We start from the raw sequence: 18,185 nt of genomic DNA on the forward strand, positions 1-18,185 counted from the left end.
AGAATGTCACAGATAGGAATTGATAACATGCACATGCGACACACACAACTACTCAATCTTGTAAACCAGAAAAAACGCGTTGCTGTCACAGAATTGGCCCAGGCACTAGATGTCTCCGAAGTGACCATCCGCAAGGACCTCAATCTCCTGGAGCGCAAAGGCCTGTTGCGCCGTGAACACGGCTATGCTGCCATGACAGCCAGCGATGACATTGCCAATCATCTCTCGTTCAACTATGAGCGCAAACGCCAGATTGCCCAGCGTGCGGCTGAAACCGTTCACAATGGCGAGACCGTCATGATCGAATCCGGCGGCTGCTGTGCGTTGCTCGCTGAGGAACTGGCCACCAACCGCCGTGACGTCACCATCATTACCAATTCAGCTTTCATTGCTGACTACGTCCGCAAACAGCCCAATGCACATATCATCCTGCTCGGCGGCGAATATCAGAACGAATCCCAGGTCATGATTGGTCCGATGATCCAGACCTGCGTCAGGGACTTTTCCGTCAACAAATTCTTTGTCGGCACCGACGGTCTCAATGAACACGGCTTCATGTCCAACGACATCATGCGTGCCGAGGCAGCCCGCACGATGGCAGGCAGTGCCAGCCAGGTCATCATCCTGACCGAATCCAGCAAATTCCAGACCACAGGTGTCGTATCGCTGCTGCCCCTTGACCGCATCAGCGCCGTTTACACCGATAGCGATGCAGACAGCCAGTCACTTACCCTGCTCAACAACAGTGGCATCCATGTCTATCCCGTCTGACAATAGGCTATAATATATAAAAAAGATTTATACTTTTTGTTAGTAAAAATTGCTTGCAAAAATACCTAAAGGTGTTATAATATCTTCTTGTGAGTTGGTACTAATACTTGCTTGCAAATTTATGACACAGGAGGTATTGACATGCATGATTTAGCAAAGGTCCTCGACCAGAAGCTCGATAGCTGGGAGTTCCGCGAAGCTTGGGAAGAAAGCTCGATGGAATATGATTTCCTGGACCGTATTGCGACGGTATGTGCAAAAGTTGCTCATAACGCTGATGAATCCAACAACTGATCTGGTTGCCGACAATAAATAAGACCTCACTTCTCGCGAGAAGTGAGGTCTTTCTTTATCTTTTCTTTTTCTTCTTTTTAACGGTAGTCGTCTTCTGGACTGTCTTTTCAGCTGCCGAATTCAGGAAGAACTGGAAGTCCTTATGCTCGCCACGCTGAATATCCGCCTCAAACATGCGGTTCCAAGGGAATACCACATTGATTTCCTCGAGACTCTTGAATGGCGGCAGATTCTCCTGCGCAAACTGAGCAATCATGCGGCTGGAACGCAAGCCCACAGCCTCGCGCTTGGCATCAAGGGAACCGTAGAAGCCATCACCACGCAGCCAGGTCAGCTGACGGGCCACCACGTTGCGCACGTTGGCCTGATAGCCCCAATCGTCAAGATAGCGCGTGAGCAGCAATTCATCGACATCGGCATCCTTCATGTACTTCGTGAGCATGCCTGCGCCAATCACAAAGCCGGAGCTGTTCGTCGGCGTGTTCCAACCGGAATATGCCTTGATCTTGAAAAGCAAGCCGCGTTTCTTGAGCTCTTCCATCAGCGCGTTATCCGAACCATTGGCATAGGCAATATCAGCAATGCCGACCGGATAGCCCCTACCAATATATTCTTGGACAATATCGGCAAAATACGACGTTCCCTCACGGCTTCGGCCATCATTGGTACGTTCATTGGCCTCAAAGGTCTTGCCATTGGGATTCGTGTTGACTGTCAGTACCAAGTCCGCATTGGCAGGGCTCGTCACCGGCATGCCACCACCGGCCGTGATGGCCGAGCTTACCGACGCACTGATCTTCTCATCGGAATAAGCCGGAACAGTCTCAGGGCCACGGCCCCAATTGTAGCGCACATAGACAAAAGGCACATCCTTGCGCAGGGTATTGACCGCACGGGACATCAGCAACATGCCCATCTCGTCGATACCGGCCATCGTCTGGAACTCCGTCTTGCCAAGATCCCTGCCCTCTTCATCGAGATGGCGGCTTTCCATATGCGTCCGCGAATACGGCGCATTATCATCGCGGCCCAGCACCAGATAATTGAACGTATGGGCACGCGTCAGCTTGATGAGTTGCTGATTAGCTGTGTAGTTCTTATCACGGCGTCCGAGCCAGTCCTGCAAGTCCTTGCGCGGAATCAACTCTTCGAGGAAAGCGGCCTCCTTCTTCTCCCGGCGGCTCAGCCCTTCCACTTCTTCCTTATCCTTGAGCAGGGTATAGCGGAAGATATCAGAACCATAGCTGCGATAGTATTCCGGTTCTTCATGACCGGATGCCTCGCCCGAACGCGGCGTACGCATGATGGAACCAAACACATACAGCGGCAGTTTTGGATTTTCCTTGCGGAAAGCCTTGAAATTCTCTGTGCGCGCCAGAATCTGCTCCTTGGTATAACTATGCTTGCGCGAGCCCACCAGACTGCCATAAAGCATCGAGTCCGACGAAATCACTGCCGCATCGGCACCTGCTGCATTCTCCTCCAGCCATTCCCATAATTCATCGGGATGGCCCAGATCCTGCCGGTTCCCCAACAGCTTATCTGGAGGAACAATCACCTCATAACCCAGCTTCTGTACCACCTCAGCCGTCTGCTGATTCGATATCGGCCGATTATCATGCGGCACATAGATGATCTTTGGTACCACATTCTGCTTATGACGCGCGGAGGCCATCGGCATAGCCATGACCATCACGCCCAGCACTGCCACCAGTGCCCATATACGCCGTTTCAAAAAACCGCTCCCTTCAATGCCTGTGCTGCTTATTCTGCTGCTTTGCCCTTTACCAATCTTACCAATGCATCCTTCACATCATCGGGAATATTGAGCTTGGTCTGAAACTCAATCCCCCCCTCTTTAGGGCAGGCATCCTTGATTTCAATCATATCGATGAGGCGGTGTCCCTGATATTCCGTCTGTCCGAAATCCGAGTCGGCAAGCACTTTGCTATAATCAATCTTCACGGTGTTGCCATGGATTTCCAGTGGCAGATCATCCGAAATCTCAATGTGACCAAACATGCGCTCAGCCATAGATAACGAAATCCGCGAAAAGATCCAGGACATCAACCCCTGCGACGGCAAGTTGCGCTCGCGCACACGATAAACCATATAAGATCTATCGCCCTCGTGAACGAACTCCTTGATTTCGCCCGAAAGCTCTATGCGCCCCACCTTCGCCGTCGTATCCGTCGCAATATCCATCCGGCCGTTTGCATGTGATCTTATCGTCACTGCCTTGACCTTCCCCTCTGCAGGGATTCTTTTGGCCAAGGCCTCATTTATCACATCATCAGGCACGAACAACTTGCCCTGACTGATTTCCAGAAGCGTCTCCTGTGACCAGGTCTGCTGGATGACCCGCAAAGCTGGGCCATAATCCTTCACCGCTTCTTTTACCTTTGACCAGTCAATATTCTGTATCTGTTCCTGCCAATTAGCCGGCAAATCTATCATTGTTCCTTACTCCTCCGCAGACGTCCCCTTGTTCTCACGGATGGTCTGCCAGAGATCCTGGGCACGTCTGTACATCTTGATATCCGTATTGCGGATATTCTGATCGCCAATGATGCGGGAAATGTACTGCGTCGCCTTCTCATAGTCCTCCATCCGGTAATAGATGGCGCCAACCAGATACATGGCCATGGTATCGGACATGCCATTGATCGGATAACGCTCCGTCATCAAGGACCGATCGTAAAGCTCGGCCGCCCGCTGCAACATCTCATACTCCTTATCCGATTCACCAGCATCGCGATAAATCCAGCCGAGCTCCAGATAGAGCCCAGCACGCTTAGCCAGCGGCTGATCGGTAAGCTCCGCATAGAAGATGGCCAGCTTGAATGAAGCCACTGCATCGGGGATCTTGCGCTCCTCTACGAACTGCATGCCTAGCTGACGCTTGGACAGGAACTCCTCAATCTTGCGCTTATGCGTCGTCGGCATCGTTCCGAGGAACGTCTTCTCGTCCGCTGCATAGCCACAATGCTCGCAGAACCAGATCTTATAGAAATACGGATTGAAGTTCTTGTAATGCATGCAGAAATCTTCATCCATCTTCTCCATCATCAGCTTGGATTTCGTCTTGACGATGCGCGTCGATTCTCCGCAGATTGGACACGTCTTCTCAACAACAAAAGTAAATTCTCCCATGATTTCTCCCTCTTCTTCCATTGGATTCCCTTAGACAATATATCTAGGATACCATATTATCTCGGAAAAATAAATGAAAGCCCGCCCTTTCCCGACTTATAATTTGCTAAGAAAAGCCCTTCCCATTAACGAGAAAGGCTCTTCTTATCCTAATGCTGTAACTCAGCGTCCATATTTCCGGCAAAGCCTTGCCAGCTCTTTCGCATCGGCAGTCAGCAGATAGTCTGACTTCAAGCGCCATTTCCAATTAAGACCGACAGTTCCTGGCGTGTTCATACGGCTGCGTTCATCCAGCTGCAGGATATCCTGCATCGGTATCATAGCCAGGCGGGCATCGGCCGCATAGGCAAACTCGACGAGCTTGCGCGCGATATCGTCAGGCCTATCGACTCTGGCATGCAGCATGCCGGCTACTGCGGCCCGCATCGCATCATCGATATCCTGCCTGTACCAGCCAATAGTCGTATTGTTGTCATGTGTGCCTGTATAGACAATGCTGTTCTCCGGCGTCACACAGCCAAGGCGCCCCTGCGCATTGAAATGCAGCGTAAAATGCAGCACCTTCATGCCAGGGAAGCCACAATCATCGCGCAGCTGTCCGACCTCATCGGTGATGATGCCAAGATCTTCGGCCACGATGGGCATCTCGCCTCCCAGATCCTTGCGGATCTCATCAAAGAACGGCTTGCCCGGGCCCTTGACCCACCGGCCGTTGATGGCCGTGTCTGCTTTGCCATCCACCTCCCAATAGGATTCAAAGCCGCGGAAATGATCGATGCGGACGATATCCACCAGCTCGAACAGCTTGCGGAAACGCCGTTTCCACCAGCTATAATGCTCGGCTTTCATCGCTGACCAGTCATACTGCGGATTACCCCAGAGCTGACCAGTCGCGCTGAAATAATCAGGCGGCACGCCAGCGACGGTATTCGCCGTGCCATCGGGATTCAGGTCGAAAAGATGCTGATTGGCCCAGACATCGGCACTATCGCCAGCCAGGAAAATCGGCATATCGCCCATGATCTGGATTCCCTGGCTCTTCGCATAATCGTGCAGGCGCTGCCACTCCGTGGCAAACAGGAACTGCTCGAACTTCACGAGTCCAATGGAATCCGCCAGACGCTTGGCCAGTGCCTTGAGTGCCTTGGCCTCATGTTTCTTGACAGGCTCAGGCCACTTCGTCCATTCCACACCCTTGAATTCTTTCTTAGCCGCTTGGAACAAAGCGAAGTCCTCCAGCCAGTATGCCTCACGCTCACAGAATGCCAGATACTCGCCATTGCTGTCCGCCTCAGCCTTGAACTTCGTCCAGGCTTTCTTCAAGCACTTGTTCTTGAAATTATAGACCCACTCGAAATCGATGAACGACGAATTGCTCACATAGGGAACACGCGCCTCGGCTGCCGTCAGCCATTTATGCTCGATAAGCGTATCGATATCGATGAGCATCGGATTGCCCGCAAAGGCCGACGAAGACTGATACGGCGAGTAGCCGACATTATCCGTCGGTCCCAGCGGCAGGATCTGCCAGACATGCTGCCCAGCCTCCTTGAGGAAGTCGATGAAACGATACGCCTCTTTGCCGAGATCGCCAATCCCATACTTCGATGGCAGTGATGTCGGATGCATCAGGATGCCTGCCTGCCGCGGATACTTACGCGCCTCCTGCTTATGGCGCAGCAGTACACCAGTCAGCGGGCGAAGCTTGACCTCAACCTGTCCGCGGACAACAGGATATTCGCTGTCACTGCTGAGCACATCGACAAAGCTGCCCTCAGCAAAGTCACTGACATCCATGTAGACCGTGCGGCTCTCCGTGCGGCTGCGGTTGAAAGCGACGATGAAGGCATCGTCAGCAGTCTCAGCACCAAACACGTCCTCGCCGCCACGGATGACACGTGCATAGGCAATCGTATCGCCATCAGCACAAAGCGGCAATAGCTCACCAGTCTGCAGCGCCATATGCTTGTTGCGCAGCGCTATCAGTTTCTTATACCACTCACGCAGATACTGGTCGCCGCCATCCCAAGGATACGGACGGCGATTGTACGGATCCTTGAATCCCTGCATACCGATCTCGTCGCCATAATAGACGCATGGCACTCCCGGATATGTCATCTGCCACAAAGCTGCCATCATGAGCCGCGCAGCACCGAGATCATACTGCTCCACATCCAACCGCGCACGAGACTGCTCCACAGCCGGCATGCCATCATAGTAGGCGGCATCGCCCAGAAGCGTGATGGCCCGCTGGACATCGTGGCTGCCGATCAGGTTCATCATCGCGTAGAAATTCTCTGCCGGATAATTCTCCCGCAGGCTCTCGAAGCGGCGATGGGCCGTCTGCCCATCAACATGCCCTTTAAGGAAATCAAACAGTATCGTGCGGAATGGATAGTTCATCGCTGAATCCATTTCCTGCCCGCAAAGATACTCACGCGGCACACCATAAGCAATCTTATGCGAAGCATCTTCCCAGACCTCACCAATCATGACTGCCTCAGGATTGCTCTTCTTGAGCTCAGCATAAAATGCCTGCGAGAATGGCTCCGGCAGCTCATCGATGACGTCGAGACGCCAGCCGGCTATGCCCTCTTTGAGCCAGTGATGCAGGACACTGTCCTTAGCCGAGATGATGAAATCCATATAGGATGGCGTCGTCTCGGTAACGTTCGGCAGCGTGTTGAAATTCCACCAGCTGTCATACTCATAAGGAAAATTGCGGAAATTGTACCACTCATAGAACGGCGACTCCTTGGACTGGAATGCTCCCACCGTATCATACTGGCCCGCACGGTTGAAATACCGGCTGTTGCTGCCCGTATGGCTGAACACGCCATCGATGATGATGCGGATGCCCAGCTTGCCAGCCGCGTCGATGAGCTCACGGAAATCCTCATTGGTTCCCAGGATGGGATCGATCTTATGGTAGTCACCAGTATCATAATGATGATTGCTTTCCGATTCAAAGACCGGATTCAGATAGATGACTGATATGCCTAATTCCTTCAGATAGCCAAGTTTTTCCTTGATGCCCTGCAGATTGCCGCCAAAGAAATCATAGGCCACGATCTCCTTCGTGTCAGGGTCCTTATAATAGCAAGGATCGTCCGACCAGTCTGCATGATAGACAGCGCCCTTTTTCGGGATGATCGTATCGCCTTTGCGGTAGAACCGATCGGGAAAGATCTGATACATGATGCTATGCTTGAACCAGTCCGGCGTCTTGGCCCCTTGATTGTAGACCGTAATCTGGAACGATGGCGGTACATGGTCATAGACATTGCCCAGGCCGCCCAACTGTTCATGATTATTGCCATAGTAAGTCGTTCCCTGAGCTGTCGCGATGATGAAATAGTACCAGAGCAGGCAGCCTTTTGCAGGCATCTCCATATCAACATAATAGAATCTATCCCCGCTGTCGCTATCGTCTTTCGTCGTCAGATTCACTAGTTTCTCGCCAGATTTCTCACGCCAGAGCCTTAAGAGAACATGGCGGATTTCCTGTTTGGTCTTCAGCCGAATCCCCAGCCGGACTTTCGTTCCGGCTTCCGCTGCGCCGATTGGCGAGCGGAAATAGATATTTTGGGAGTTATGCTCGACTTCGCTTCTATCCAGCATAAAATCTCCTCCTTCTCTTATCTTACTCAGTTCCGCTTGCGTAAAAGGCGGCAAGAATATTGCCGCCCCATCTGTTCATCCTTATTCTGCCAAAAGTCTTGTATACAGCGTCTTATACTCCTTGGCAGAGTTCTTCCAACTGTAATCGGTATTCATGGCATTCTCGACGATATGCTGCCATTCCTCGAAGTTCTCATAAGCACTAAGTGCACGTTTGAGCGCATACATCATTTCATGGGCATTGTAATCGCCGAATACAAAGCCATTGCCCTCATTGGTGTACTTATCGTACTGCTGTACCGTATCCTTGAGACCACCGGTCTCGCGGACAACCGGGATAGCACCATAGCGCATAGCAATAAGCTGACCGATGCCACACGGCTCGTAGTTCGACGGCATGAGGAAGATATCCGCAGCGGCATACATGCGCTGTGCCAGCTCATTCGAGAAGCGGATATTTGCCTTGACCTTCGACGGGAAACGCCACTCGAGGCCCTTGAACCAGTCCTCATATTCCTTGTCACCCGTACCGAGAATCACGAGCTGGATATTCTCATGCTGCAGGATCTCATCCATCATGCGCACGATAAGATCCAAGCCCTTGGCTTCGACGAGACGGGAAATCAGTGCTACCATCGGCGTCCGGCGATTCATCGGCAGGCCCAGGAAGTTCTGCAGCTCCGTCTTGTTGTCGGCCTTGCGGTCACGGCTGTCGACATCATAAGTCTCAAATATGTTCTTGTCCGTTGCCGGATTGTAGATGTTGTAATCAATACCGTTCACGATGCCATACAACGAGTCATGACGGCTGCGCAGCAGGCCGTCGAGATTTTCGCCAAAATACTCATACTGGATTTCCTGTGCATAGGTCCGGCTTACCGTCGAAATATAGTCGGCATAGATGATGCCACCCTTCATGAAGTTAACGGCATCGTAGAACTCCAGATCGCCATTGTTGAAATACTTCCAGTCAAGCCCCAAGACATCACTCATGATTTCCTTCGGGAATACTCCCTGATATTTGAGGTTGTGGATCGTATAGAGCGTTCGGATCTTGCTATAACGCTCATCATCCATATGGTCGAGCTTCAGGAATACATTCACCATGCCAGCATGCCAGTCATTCGTATGGATGACATCCGGCCAAAAGTCAACGATTGGCAGCAGACTCAACACAGCGCGGCAGAAGAACGTGAACCGCTCCGCATCATCGTCATAACCATAGAAGCCCTCACGATCGAAGTAATCCTGATTATCCACGAAATAGTAGGTAATACCATCCTTCTCGTACTTATCCAGGCCAAAGAATTTCTGGCGCCAGGCTACATTCAGTTCCCCGTCATAGACATGTTCCATGGCATTGCGGATTTCCTGCGCGATCTTGCCGTACTTCGGCATGACAACACGTACATCCACACCCTCTTCTTTGAGTGCCTGTGGCAGCGTTCCGGCTACATCAGCCAGGCCTCCGGTTTTCGCAAATGGTACTGCTTCAGATGCAACATAAAGAACCTTCATTCCCGTTTCCTCCTTATTCATTGCCGGCAGCTTTCTTCTTTGCCGTGGTCTTACTGGTTGTGGACTTTGTCGTCTTCTTGGCGGCGGTGCTCTTAGCCGTCGTCGCAGCTGTTTTCTTGGCGGTTGTCTTCGTTGCGGCTTTTGCCGTCGTCTTCTTCGCGGCTGTCTTCGTCTCAGCCTTCGCCGCCGTCTTCTTCGCGGCTGTCTTCGTCTCAGCCTTCGCCGCCGTCTTCTTCGCAACTGTCTTCGTTTCAGCCTTCGCCGTCGTCTTCTTCGCGGCTGTCTTCGTCTCAGCTTTTGCCGTCGTCTTCTTGGCGGCTGTCTTCGTCTCAGCCTTCGCCGTCGTCTTCTTGGCGGCTGTCTTCGTCTCAGCCTTCGCCGTCGTCTTCTTGGCGGCTGTCTTCGTCTCGGCCTTCACCGCCGTCTTCTTCGTGGCCGTCTTCGTCTCGGCTTTTGCCGTCGTCTTCTTCGCGGCTATCTTCGTCGTTTTTTTCGCAGCTGTTTTCTTTACAGCCGTTTTCTTCACTTCGGCGGCTTCTGCCTTGCTGGCAGAATCACTTTCTTCGTGCCCTCTGGCATCTACTTCCGCCGAAGCTTCAGGAAAAGACGTTCCTGCACCAGACTGCCCTTTGAGACGCAGATACACCGTTGCGAGCGGCGGTACCGTGATCGTGATGGACTGCTCACGGTTATGCCATGGCACATCCTGACTGATAATCTCGCCCGTATTCAGCACGCCGCTGCCGCCAAAGGCCTCTTCATCCGAGTTGAATACCTCGACATAATGGCCCTTCGATGGCACGCCGATGCGGTAGTTCTGACGAACCTCCGGCGTGAAGTTGCAAACAGCGATGATGAAGTCATTGCTGTCCTCAGCCTTGCGGACAAAGGATACAATGCTGTTCTCGTTATCGTTGCAGTCGATCCACTGGAAACCATTCCAGTCAAAATCAACCTGCCAGAACGCCTTGTTGTCACAGTAGAACTTGTTGAGTGCCTTCGAATAGGCCTGCATCTTCGTGTGCATATCGTATTGCTCAACCAGATGCCAATCCAGACTGTCATCATAATTCCACTCGATGAATTGGCCGAACTCGCCGCCCATGAACAAGAGTTTCTTGCCCGGATGTGCCATCCAATAGCCGAAGAACGAACGCAGGCCGGCAAACTTCTGCCAGTAATCGCCCGGCATCTTGCTGATCAGCGAGCATTTTCCATGCACGACCTCGTCATGCGAGAGCGGCAGTACGAAGTTCTCCGAGAAAGCATACATGAACGAGAATGTGACCTTGTCATGGTTCCATTTGCGATAGATTGGATCAAGGCTCATATACTTGAGCATATCATTCATCCAACCCATGTTCCACTTGTAGTTGAATCCCATGCCGCCCATGTAGACCGGCTTGGAAATCAGTGGCCAGGCCGTCGACTCCTCGGCAATCATCAGTGCCTGCGGATGATACTGGAAAATGGCCTCGTTGAGCTTACGCAGGAAATCCATGGCCTCGAGATTGCCCGTATCGCCGTACTTATTCGGCTGCCATTCGCCCTCTTTGCGGCCGTAGTTCAGATACAGCATGTTGGCGACAGCATCGATACGCAGGCCGTCGATATGGAACTCCTCGAACCAGAACATAGCATTGGAAATCAGGAAGCTCTGGACTTCCGTGCGGCCGTAATCGAAGTTCGTCGTGCCCCACTCCCAGTTCTCGGCGCGCTGCTCGTTGTCCGACTCATAAAGCGTCTGACCATCGAAGTGGCGGAGGCCCTGCTCATCTTTGCAAAAATGGCCTGGTACCCAGTCCATGATGACGGCGATGCCATTCTGATGCGCCTTGTCGACGAGATAGCGGAAATCATCCGGCTCACCATAGCGGCTCGTCACAGCGAAATACCCCGTTGCCTGATATCCCCAGGAACCATCGAAGGGATGCTCGCAAAGCGGCATGAATTCGATATGCGTGTAGTTCATTTCCTTGACATAGCTGATGAGCTGATCGGCCAGTTCACGATAAGAAAGGTATTCCCCCTCGGCGTTGCGGCGCCAGGAGCCGGCATGAACCTCATAGGTCAGCATCGGTCGGCTATAAGAAGACTCTTTGCGTTTCTTCTCAGCCCAATCGCCATCCTGCCAGTCATAGTGGCTCATATCGTAGACCCGCGAAGCCGTCTCTGGTTTCTTCTCCGCATAGAACCCATACGGATCAGCCTTCATGATGCGCGGGCCTCCCCACTGCGGTTCAATCGCATACTTATAGATAGCACCTTCCTGGATGTTCTCGATGAACACCGACCAGATTTCCCCATCCTCAAGACGGTTCATCGTATTGACGCGGTCATCCCAAGCATTGAAATCACCGACGACACTGATGGATTTCGCATGCGGTGCCCATACAGCAAAGCGGACACCTTTTTTGCCGTTTTCCTCCACGAAATGGGCACCGAGCATCTCGTACGCATGATAATTCGTTCCTTGATGGAACAGGTATCGGTCAAATTCGCTAATATCTGAAGTCTTCAAAGTAATCCCCCTTAAATATAGCCATGGATCCGGGGCGGGCTCCCCTGCCCGCCCGGAGTCCTAAGGTTTCCTGCTTACGACATCATGACAGGCTTGACCTGCCAGATTTCATTGGCATACTCATCGATCGTGCGGTCAGATGAGAAGCAGCCAGAGTTGGCAATGTTCATCGCCGAGGATTTCAGCCAATTGTATTTGTCCTTATAGCGGCGCATGATTTCCTCATGGGCCTCAGCATAGGCATTGAAATCCTTGAGGATGAAGAACTCGTCATTGGCGTGCAGCAGATAGTCATACAGCGAATGGAAATCGCCATAGCTGCCGTCCACGAGCTGATTGACGACCAGGCGCACATTCGGGTTCGTGTTGTACTCATCCCAAGCGGAATACGTGCCCGTCGCATAGTAGGTCAGGACTTCTTCTGCTCTGAGGCCGAAGATGACACAATGCTCGTCGCCGCCAACAGCCTCGCGGATCTCGACATTGGCTCCATCGAGCGTGCCCAGCGTGATGGCACCGTTCATCATGAACTTCATGTTGCCAGTACCCGAAGCCTCCTTGGATGCCGTCGAGATCTGCTCACTGACATCAGCAGCCGGATAGACGATCTCACCAATCGAGACACCGAAGTTCTCGATGAATACGATCTTGATCTTGCCCTTGATGCTGGCATCATTATTGACTTTTGCAGCCACCGCATTGATCAGGCGGATCGTTTCCTTGGCAATGTAGTAGCCTGGCGCAGCCTTGCCGCCAAAGATATAAGTTGTCGGCAGCATATCATAGCTCTTATCGGTCTTGAGCCGGTTATACTGATACATGATATGCAGGATATTCATGAGCTGACGCTTATACGAATGGATGCGTTTGACCTGGATATCAAAGATAGAATCCGGATCGACCTCGATATGATTATGCTCTTTGATGTACTCAGCCAAAGCTGCCTTGCGCAGGCGTTTGACTTTGCCGAGCTCAGCCAGGAACGGCTTATCATCGACAAAATCATTGAGCAGGTCAAGCTGCTCCGGATGGCGGTGCCAACGGCGGCTGCCGATGGTCGCATCAATGAGGTTCGCAAGCTCCGGATTGGCCCCCATGAGCCAGCGGCGATGAGTGATGCCATTCGTCTTATTGTTGAACATCTTCGGATTGTACTCGCAGAAGTCGCGCAGCGTCGTGGTCTTGAGGATGTCCGAATGAATCTTGGCTACGCCGTTTACGCTATGGCAGCCGACGATTGCCAGACGTGCCATATGAACCATGCCATCCTCGATAATCGAAAGCGCACGTACCTTGCCTTCATCCTGCGGATAGCGCTCACGCACTTCCTCCAGATGACGGCGATTGATCTCGTCGATAATCATATAGACGCGCGGCAACAACGTGCGGAACATGTCAACCGGCCATTTTTCCAGGGCCTCCGGCATGATCGTATGGTTCGTATACGCAATCGTGCTCTTCGTGATGACCCAGGCCTCATTCCATTCAAGCCCCTCCTCATCGACCAGGATGCGCATAAGCTCAGCCACTGCCACTGCCGGATGGGTATCATTGATATGGATGGCGATCTTCTGGCCGAAGTCATGGATGTCCATGCCCGTCTTCTTGTAATGGCGCACGATGCTCTGCACGCCAGCCGACGTCATGAAGTATTCCTGGATCAGGCGCATGCGACGGCCATCATAGGTGCTGTCATCCGGATAGAGGTAACGCGTGATGCTCTCGACAAACATGCGGTACTCATTTTTCTGGCGCATCTGTTCCTGGGTCAACATGCCATAATCCGAGAAGTCACGATTGACCTCTGCATTCCAGAGGCGCAACGTATTGACCGTATTGTTATGATAGCCGACAATCGGCACGTCATACGGCACGGCCATTACGGTCATCGGGTTCTCATAGACCAGCTTGAGGCTGCCATCCTCCATCTCTTTCATATAGGCATGGCCGTTGAACTTGACATCGACAGCCTTATCCGGCTTGCGGTATTCCCAGGCAAAACCATCACGCAGCCAGTTATCAGGAATCTCAACCTGGTTGCCATCGATGATCTTCTGCTCGAACAGGCCATACTGGTAGCGGATGCTGCAGCCATGGCCCGGCAGGCGGTGCGCTGCCATCGAGTCGATGAAGCAGGCAGCCAGACGGCCCAGGCCACCATTGCCGAGGCCGGCATCCGGCTCTTCCTCATAAGTCTTGAACAAGTCAAGATTGAAGTCTTCGAGGACTTCCTTGACAGCCTCCTCGATGCCGAGGTTGATGAGGTTCGCCTTGAGCAGGCGGCCCATCAGGAACTCAATCGAGAAATAATAAACCTGTTTTTCTTCACGCTCCCCGTAAGTACGGTTCGTCTTGATCCAGTTATCGGAAATATACTGCTTTGCCGTAGCTGCTACCGTCTGATAGATTTCCGTCGGCGTCAACTCATTGAGGTCGCGGCCCCACATGATATGGGCCGTATTGACAAAGCGATTTTTCAAGCCTTCTTTGAGTTTTTCAAATTCCTTGTTCTTGGGACTTTTCTGTTTCTTTTCTCTGGCCAAATCAAAACACTCTCCTTTGGCTGTACCCTTCATCAAAATATATCAAACAACAACAGCCGTTGTAACCGCCACTGCCCGTTATAAGCAGTGGTGCCTCGTTACAACGGCTGACCTTGACATCAGATGACGACATTCTTCGTGACAATCAGCGGATAGTTCTGTGCGCCCTTGAGCCACTTCTCCTTCGTGATCACTACGTTCTTGTCGCAGATGACATTCTCGATGAGCGAACCCTCCTGAATGTCACATTTCTGCATGATGATAGAATTCTTGATCTTAACGTCCTTGCCGACCTTGACGCCGCGGAACAGGATACTGTTCTCGACCTCACCGCGGACGACACAGCCGTTAGCGATCAGTGAATTCTTGACTTCTGCCGTTTCCTTATACTGAACCGGCACTTCATCCTTGACCTTCGTATAGATGGAATTCTCGCCCATGAAGAGCTCTTCCCATACCTTCGGTTGCAGGATGTCCATATTCGATTTATAATACGCTGCCGTAGAATCTACGTGAGCGACATACCCATCGTGCTCACAAGCATAGATATTATACTCGGAAGCACGGCGGATGATGCCATCCATCAGCAGATCCTGACCGCCATGCTCATAGGTGAAGCGAACCATCTCGACAAAGATGCGCTTCTCCATGAGATAAACGCTCATGGAAACCTGCGAACCATCATAGACAGCCGGCTTCTCGGCAATATCCGTCACCAGGCCATTCTCAGCCGTCTCGATGACGACATTCTTGCCTGTTGTCTCCTCATTGACGGTATGATAGACCATCGTGATATCTGCACCGGTATTCTGATGGAACCGCAGCAGCTGACTGAAGTCTATATTGTAAACAAAGCTGCCGCTTGTCAGCAACACATATTTCTGCGTACTATGCTCGAAGAAATCCAGATTATGGTAGAAATTCTTCAGGTCGCCCTTGCGTATCGTACTCTCCTGCTGCGGAGCCGGCAGGTAGAACAGACCGTCATGACGGCGGGCCAAATCCCAATCCTTACCGGAACGCAGATGATCAAGAACCGAACGCGGCTTATCCGGCAGCATGACTCCGACATTGGATATGCCGGAGTTTACCATGCTCGAAAGCGTGAAATCAATCAGCCGGTATCTGCCGGCAAACGGCATCGACTCCACGGCGCGCCGATCCGTCATCTCACGAATCAGGCTATTCTCTTCCTGAAGATTGATAATCCCCATTACTGTTTTCAATTTTATTCACTCCGATCCTACTATGACTTAGGTTGCTGTGTAATCTTGTGCGTATCAGCCAGCCTGTTTGCTGCCTGCCTCCGTCAATACAGTCTCGCCCTCGGCCACGACAGTGATGGCACCTTTCTCGCCAGATACCTTCGCGCCCTCTGCGATTTCGCAGTTCTGAGCGATGATTGCATAGTCGACAACAGCATTGTCACGGATGACCGTAGACGGCATGACGACCGAGTTGGTTACCTTAGCGCCCTTACCGATGCGGACTCCCGGGAAAATCACCGAGTTCTCGACTTCGCCCAGGATCATCGATCCTTCACTGACCATCGAGTTCTTGACCTTGGCATCCGGTCCGATGTAATGCGGCGGCATGGAGGGATTGCAGGAGCAGATTTTCCAGTCGCCATTGATTTCGAACGGCGGTACATCTTGCAGGAGATCCATATTGGCCTGCCAGAGACTCTCAATCGTCCCGACGTCTTTCCAATAGCCATCAAATGCATAGGAGTACAGGCGTGCTTTGTCTGCCAGCATCTTTGGGATGATGTTCTTACCGAAGTCATGGCTGCTGGTCTCATCCTTTGCATCATCCTCGAGATATTTCTTGAGGAAGCTCTTGTTGAAGATGTAGATGCCCATCGAGGCCAGATTGCTCTTCGGATTGGCCGGTTTCTCCTCAAACTCTTCGATGCGTCCATCTTTATCTGTATTCATGATACCGAAGCGCGGAGCTTCGTCCCAGGGAACCTCGATAACACCGATTGTTGCCTCGGCCTTATTCATCTTATGAGCTTCAAGCATCCACGAATAATCCATCGTGTAGATGTGATCGCCAGACAGGATCAGTACGTACTCCGGATCAGTCAGATCGATGAAGTTGAGGTTCTGATAGATGGCATCGGCCGTGCCACGATACCAGTCAGCCCCCTTCTCTCTTGCGTACGGCGGCAGGATGAAGATGCCTCCCTCTTTCTTATCCAGATCCCAGGCACTGCCTGACGCCAGATAATTATGCAGTTCAAGCGGACGATACTGCGTCAGTACGCCAACCTTGTCAATGCCGGAATTCGCACAGTTGCTCAACGGAAAATCAATGATACGGTACTTACCACCGAACGGCACTGCCGGTTTTGCGATTTTCTTTGTCAACGCCCCCAGCCGGCTACCCTGACCACCAGCCAGAATCATTGCTAAGCATTCTGTCTTTCTCATAAAAAATCCCCCTTGGATGATGTAGAAAGCAATCTCCCCTTTTTTACGATTGCTTTCCATATATGTATCTATAAAAACAGATTTCTCTGTTAATATACATGAATATCCATTTTTAACGCAAAACCACGATTTTCCATCAAAAACGTTCCATTTTCCCCACCGACACCGAGCGCTTTCCACATCTGACGCCTTACGGCACTCCCGCTATCCACTTGGGAAAATCAATTTATACTCTAGTAATTTCGCCAAAAATTTTTTTATTCCTGCCTCAAAAGAAAAAAATTGGCATAAATTTTATTTTTTATTTCATAATCTGCATATATATGATATTTAGATATAAAAAAAGACGTTTTTATGACAAATAGTCATAAAAACGTCCAAACCAGCGCACCGATAAACAGCGCAACGCTGAACCCCAGCATCATGTTGCTGACCGGTTTTCCATATTCTCCTAAAAACTGCAGCGCCAGTGGCCGCATCTCATGCACCAGAAATGATACACAGACAAAGATCAGCGGACTGTCATCAGTCACCCACTCGTAGAGCAGGATAACCACCGCCATGGCTATAGCCAAGAGTTCTCCACGGGCATAACCGATTTTCCTTGGCTGCAGCGCCTCATCATGAACAGCACGGCTGATAGGATTGCCGAACTCATCCGTGCGTTCCTCTTCCCGGACAAACCATCGATAACGCATGTCAGCCCTCCTCTATTGCTCAGTACAGTTCGGCGGCATCAGCCACCAGACCATCAAGCATATTATACAGGCTGCGTCCCGGACAATCCGTCGAATTGTACTCACGGTGTCCCTTGATATGATTGCGGTCAGGGGTAATGCCATAGAAGCGGCACAACGCAGCCAAAAGCCTGGCAGCGGATTTCATCTGCGCCGAGGTCGGCACCGCCTCCATGAAATTGCCCACCACATTGACACCAATCGTGTGCCAGTTATGCTGATAGCAGTGTGCTCCCAGCATATCCATTGGGCGGCCACGCTCAATGGTGCCATCCTTGCGGATCAAGAAATGATATCCGATTCCCGACCAGCCATTGTTCAAATGCCACTGATGGACTTCCTCCGCCGACACATCGCGGTTTGTGCCGCCAATATGATGGATGACAATACCATCCGTCGTCGTGCGGTTTTCCAGTGACCGGAACTGCAGATCTGTCTCACGGATTGGCACGCCGAGCTTGGAATCCTGCCGGACACCATCCCGGGCAGTGTTCCAGGCTGCTTCAGCCTGTTTTTGTGGCCAAAGTCCCGGCAGAAAAGCAGCTCCAGCTCCCATACATATGATATTTTTTAAGAACGACCTACGATTCAT

13 protein-coding genes are annotated in these 18,185 nt (G+C 51.7%); 2 read left to right on the forward strand and 11 right to left on the reverse strand.

Annotation, left to right across the window (positions count from 1 at the left end):
• Window positions 1–27 precede the first annotated feature (27 nt).
• Window positions 28–771 carry a DeoR/GlpR family DNA-binding transcription regulator gene (locus tag BM322_RS04265; RefSeq protein WP_082334371.1) on the forward strand — a complete coding sequence of 248 codons (744 nt, stop codon included), beginning with the start codon at window positions 28–30 and terminating at the stop codon, window positions 769–771.
• Window positions 772–912: 141 nt separating this feature from the next.
• Window positions 913–1,065 (forward strand): hypothetical protein, encoded by a 153-nt coding sequence (locus BM322_RS13530; protein ID WP_177220816.1) that lies wholly within the window; start codon window positions 913–915, stop codon window positions 1,063–1,065.
• Between the two features lie 55 nt (window positions 1,066–1,120).
• Here the strand turns inward: BM322_RS13530 and BM322_RS04270 are convergent, their stop codons facing one another.
• From BM322_RS04270 to BM322_RS04320, 11 genes are all read right to left on the reverse strand, one after another.
• Window positions 1,121–2,758 carry a DUF4127 family protein gene (locus BM322_RS04270; RefSeq protein WP_082334374.1) on the reverse strand — a complete coding sequence of 546 codons (1,638 nt, stop codon included), beginning with the start codon at window positions 2,756–2,758 and terminating at the stop codon, window positions 1,121–1,123.
• Window positions 2,759–2,829: 71 nt separating this feature from the next.
• A complete protein-coding gene (locus BM322_RS04275; RefSeq protein WP_075428667.1) occupies window positions 2,830–3,522 on the reverse strand; it encodes a hypothetical protein in 693 nt (230 codons plus the stop codon).
• Between the two features lie 6 nt (window positions 3,523–3,528).
• Window positions 3,529–4,218 (reverse strand): DUF2225 domain-containing protein, encoded by a 690-nt coding sequence (locus BM322_RS04280; protein WP_075428668.1) that lies wholly within the window; start codon window positions 4,216–4,218, stop codon window positions 3,529–3,531.
• Window positions 4,219–4,380: 162 nt separating this feature from the next.
• The gene (gene malQ / locus BM322_RS04285; protein ID WP_075428669.1) at window positions 4,381–7,839 is read right to left on the reverse strand and encodes a 4-alpha-glucanotransferase; all 3,459 of its coding nucleotides are present in this window, start codon (window positions 7,837–7,839) and stop codon (window positions 4,381–4,383) included.
• Window positions 7,840–7,920: 81 nt separating this feature from the next.
• Complete coding sequence (gene glgA / locus BM322_RS04290) at window positions 7,921–9,357, reverse strand: glycogen synthase GlgA (protein ID WP_075428670.1); 1,437 nt, start codon at window positions 9,355–9,357, stop codon at window positions 7,921–7,923.
• Window positions 9,358–9,370: 13 nt separating this feature from the next.
• Complete coding sequence (gene glgB, locus BM322_RS04295) at window positions 9,371–11,878, reverse strand: 1,4-alpha-glucan branching protein GlgB (protein ID WP_075428671.1); 2,508 nt, start codon at window positions 11,876–11,878, stop codon at window positions 9,371–9,373.
• Between the two features lie 74 nt (window positions 11,879–11,952).
• Window positions 11,953–14,454, reverse strand: a complete 2,502-nt coding sequence (locus tag BM322_RS04300) for a glycogen/starch/alpha-glucan phosphorylase (protein ID WP_075428672.1) — start codon at window positions 14,452–14,454, stop codon at window positions 11,953–11,955.
• An 86-nt stretch (window positions 14,455–14,540) separates the two neighbouring features.
• The gene (gene glgD / locus BM322_RS04305; RefSeq protein ID WP_075428673.1) at window positions 14,541–15,647 is read right to left on the reverse strand and encodes a glucose-1-phosphate adenylyltransferase subunit GlgD; all 1,107 of its coding nucleotides are present in this window, start codon (window positions 15,645–15,647) and stop codon (window positions 14,541–14,543) included.
• Window positions 15,648–15,701: 54 nt separating this feature from the next.
• Entirely contained in the window at window positions 15,702–16,856 is a 1,155-nt protein-coding gene (locus BM322_RS04310; protein WP_075428674.1) for a glucose-1-phosphate adenylyltransferase, read from the reverse strand.
• A 365-nt stretch (window positions 16,857–17,221) separates the two neighbouring features.
• Window positions 17,222–17,554 carry a hypothetical protein gene (locus BM322_RS04315; RefSeq protein ID WP_075428675.1) on the reverse strand — a complete coding sequence of 111 codons (333 nt, stop codon included), beginning with the start codon at window positions 17,552–17,554 and terminating at the stop codon, window positions 17,222–17,224.
• Window positions 17,555–17,573: 19 nt separating this feature from the next.
• Window positions 17,574–18,149 (reverse strand): peptidoglycan recognition family protein, encoded by a 576-nt coding sequence (locus BM322_RS04320; protein ID WP_318254526.1) that lies wholly within the window; start codon window positions 18,147–18,149, stop codon window positions 17,574–17,576.
• Between the last annotated feature and the right edge of the window lie 36 nt (window positions 18,150–18,185).

This window comes from Selenomonas sp. GACV-9, assembly GCA_900116485.1.
Lineage (GTDB): Bacteria > Bacillota > Negativicutes > Selenomonadales > Selenomonadaceae > Selenomonas_A > Selenomonas_A ruminantium_G.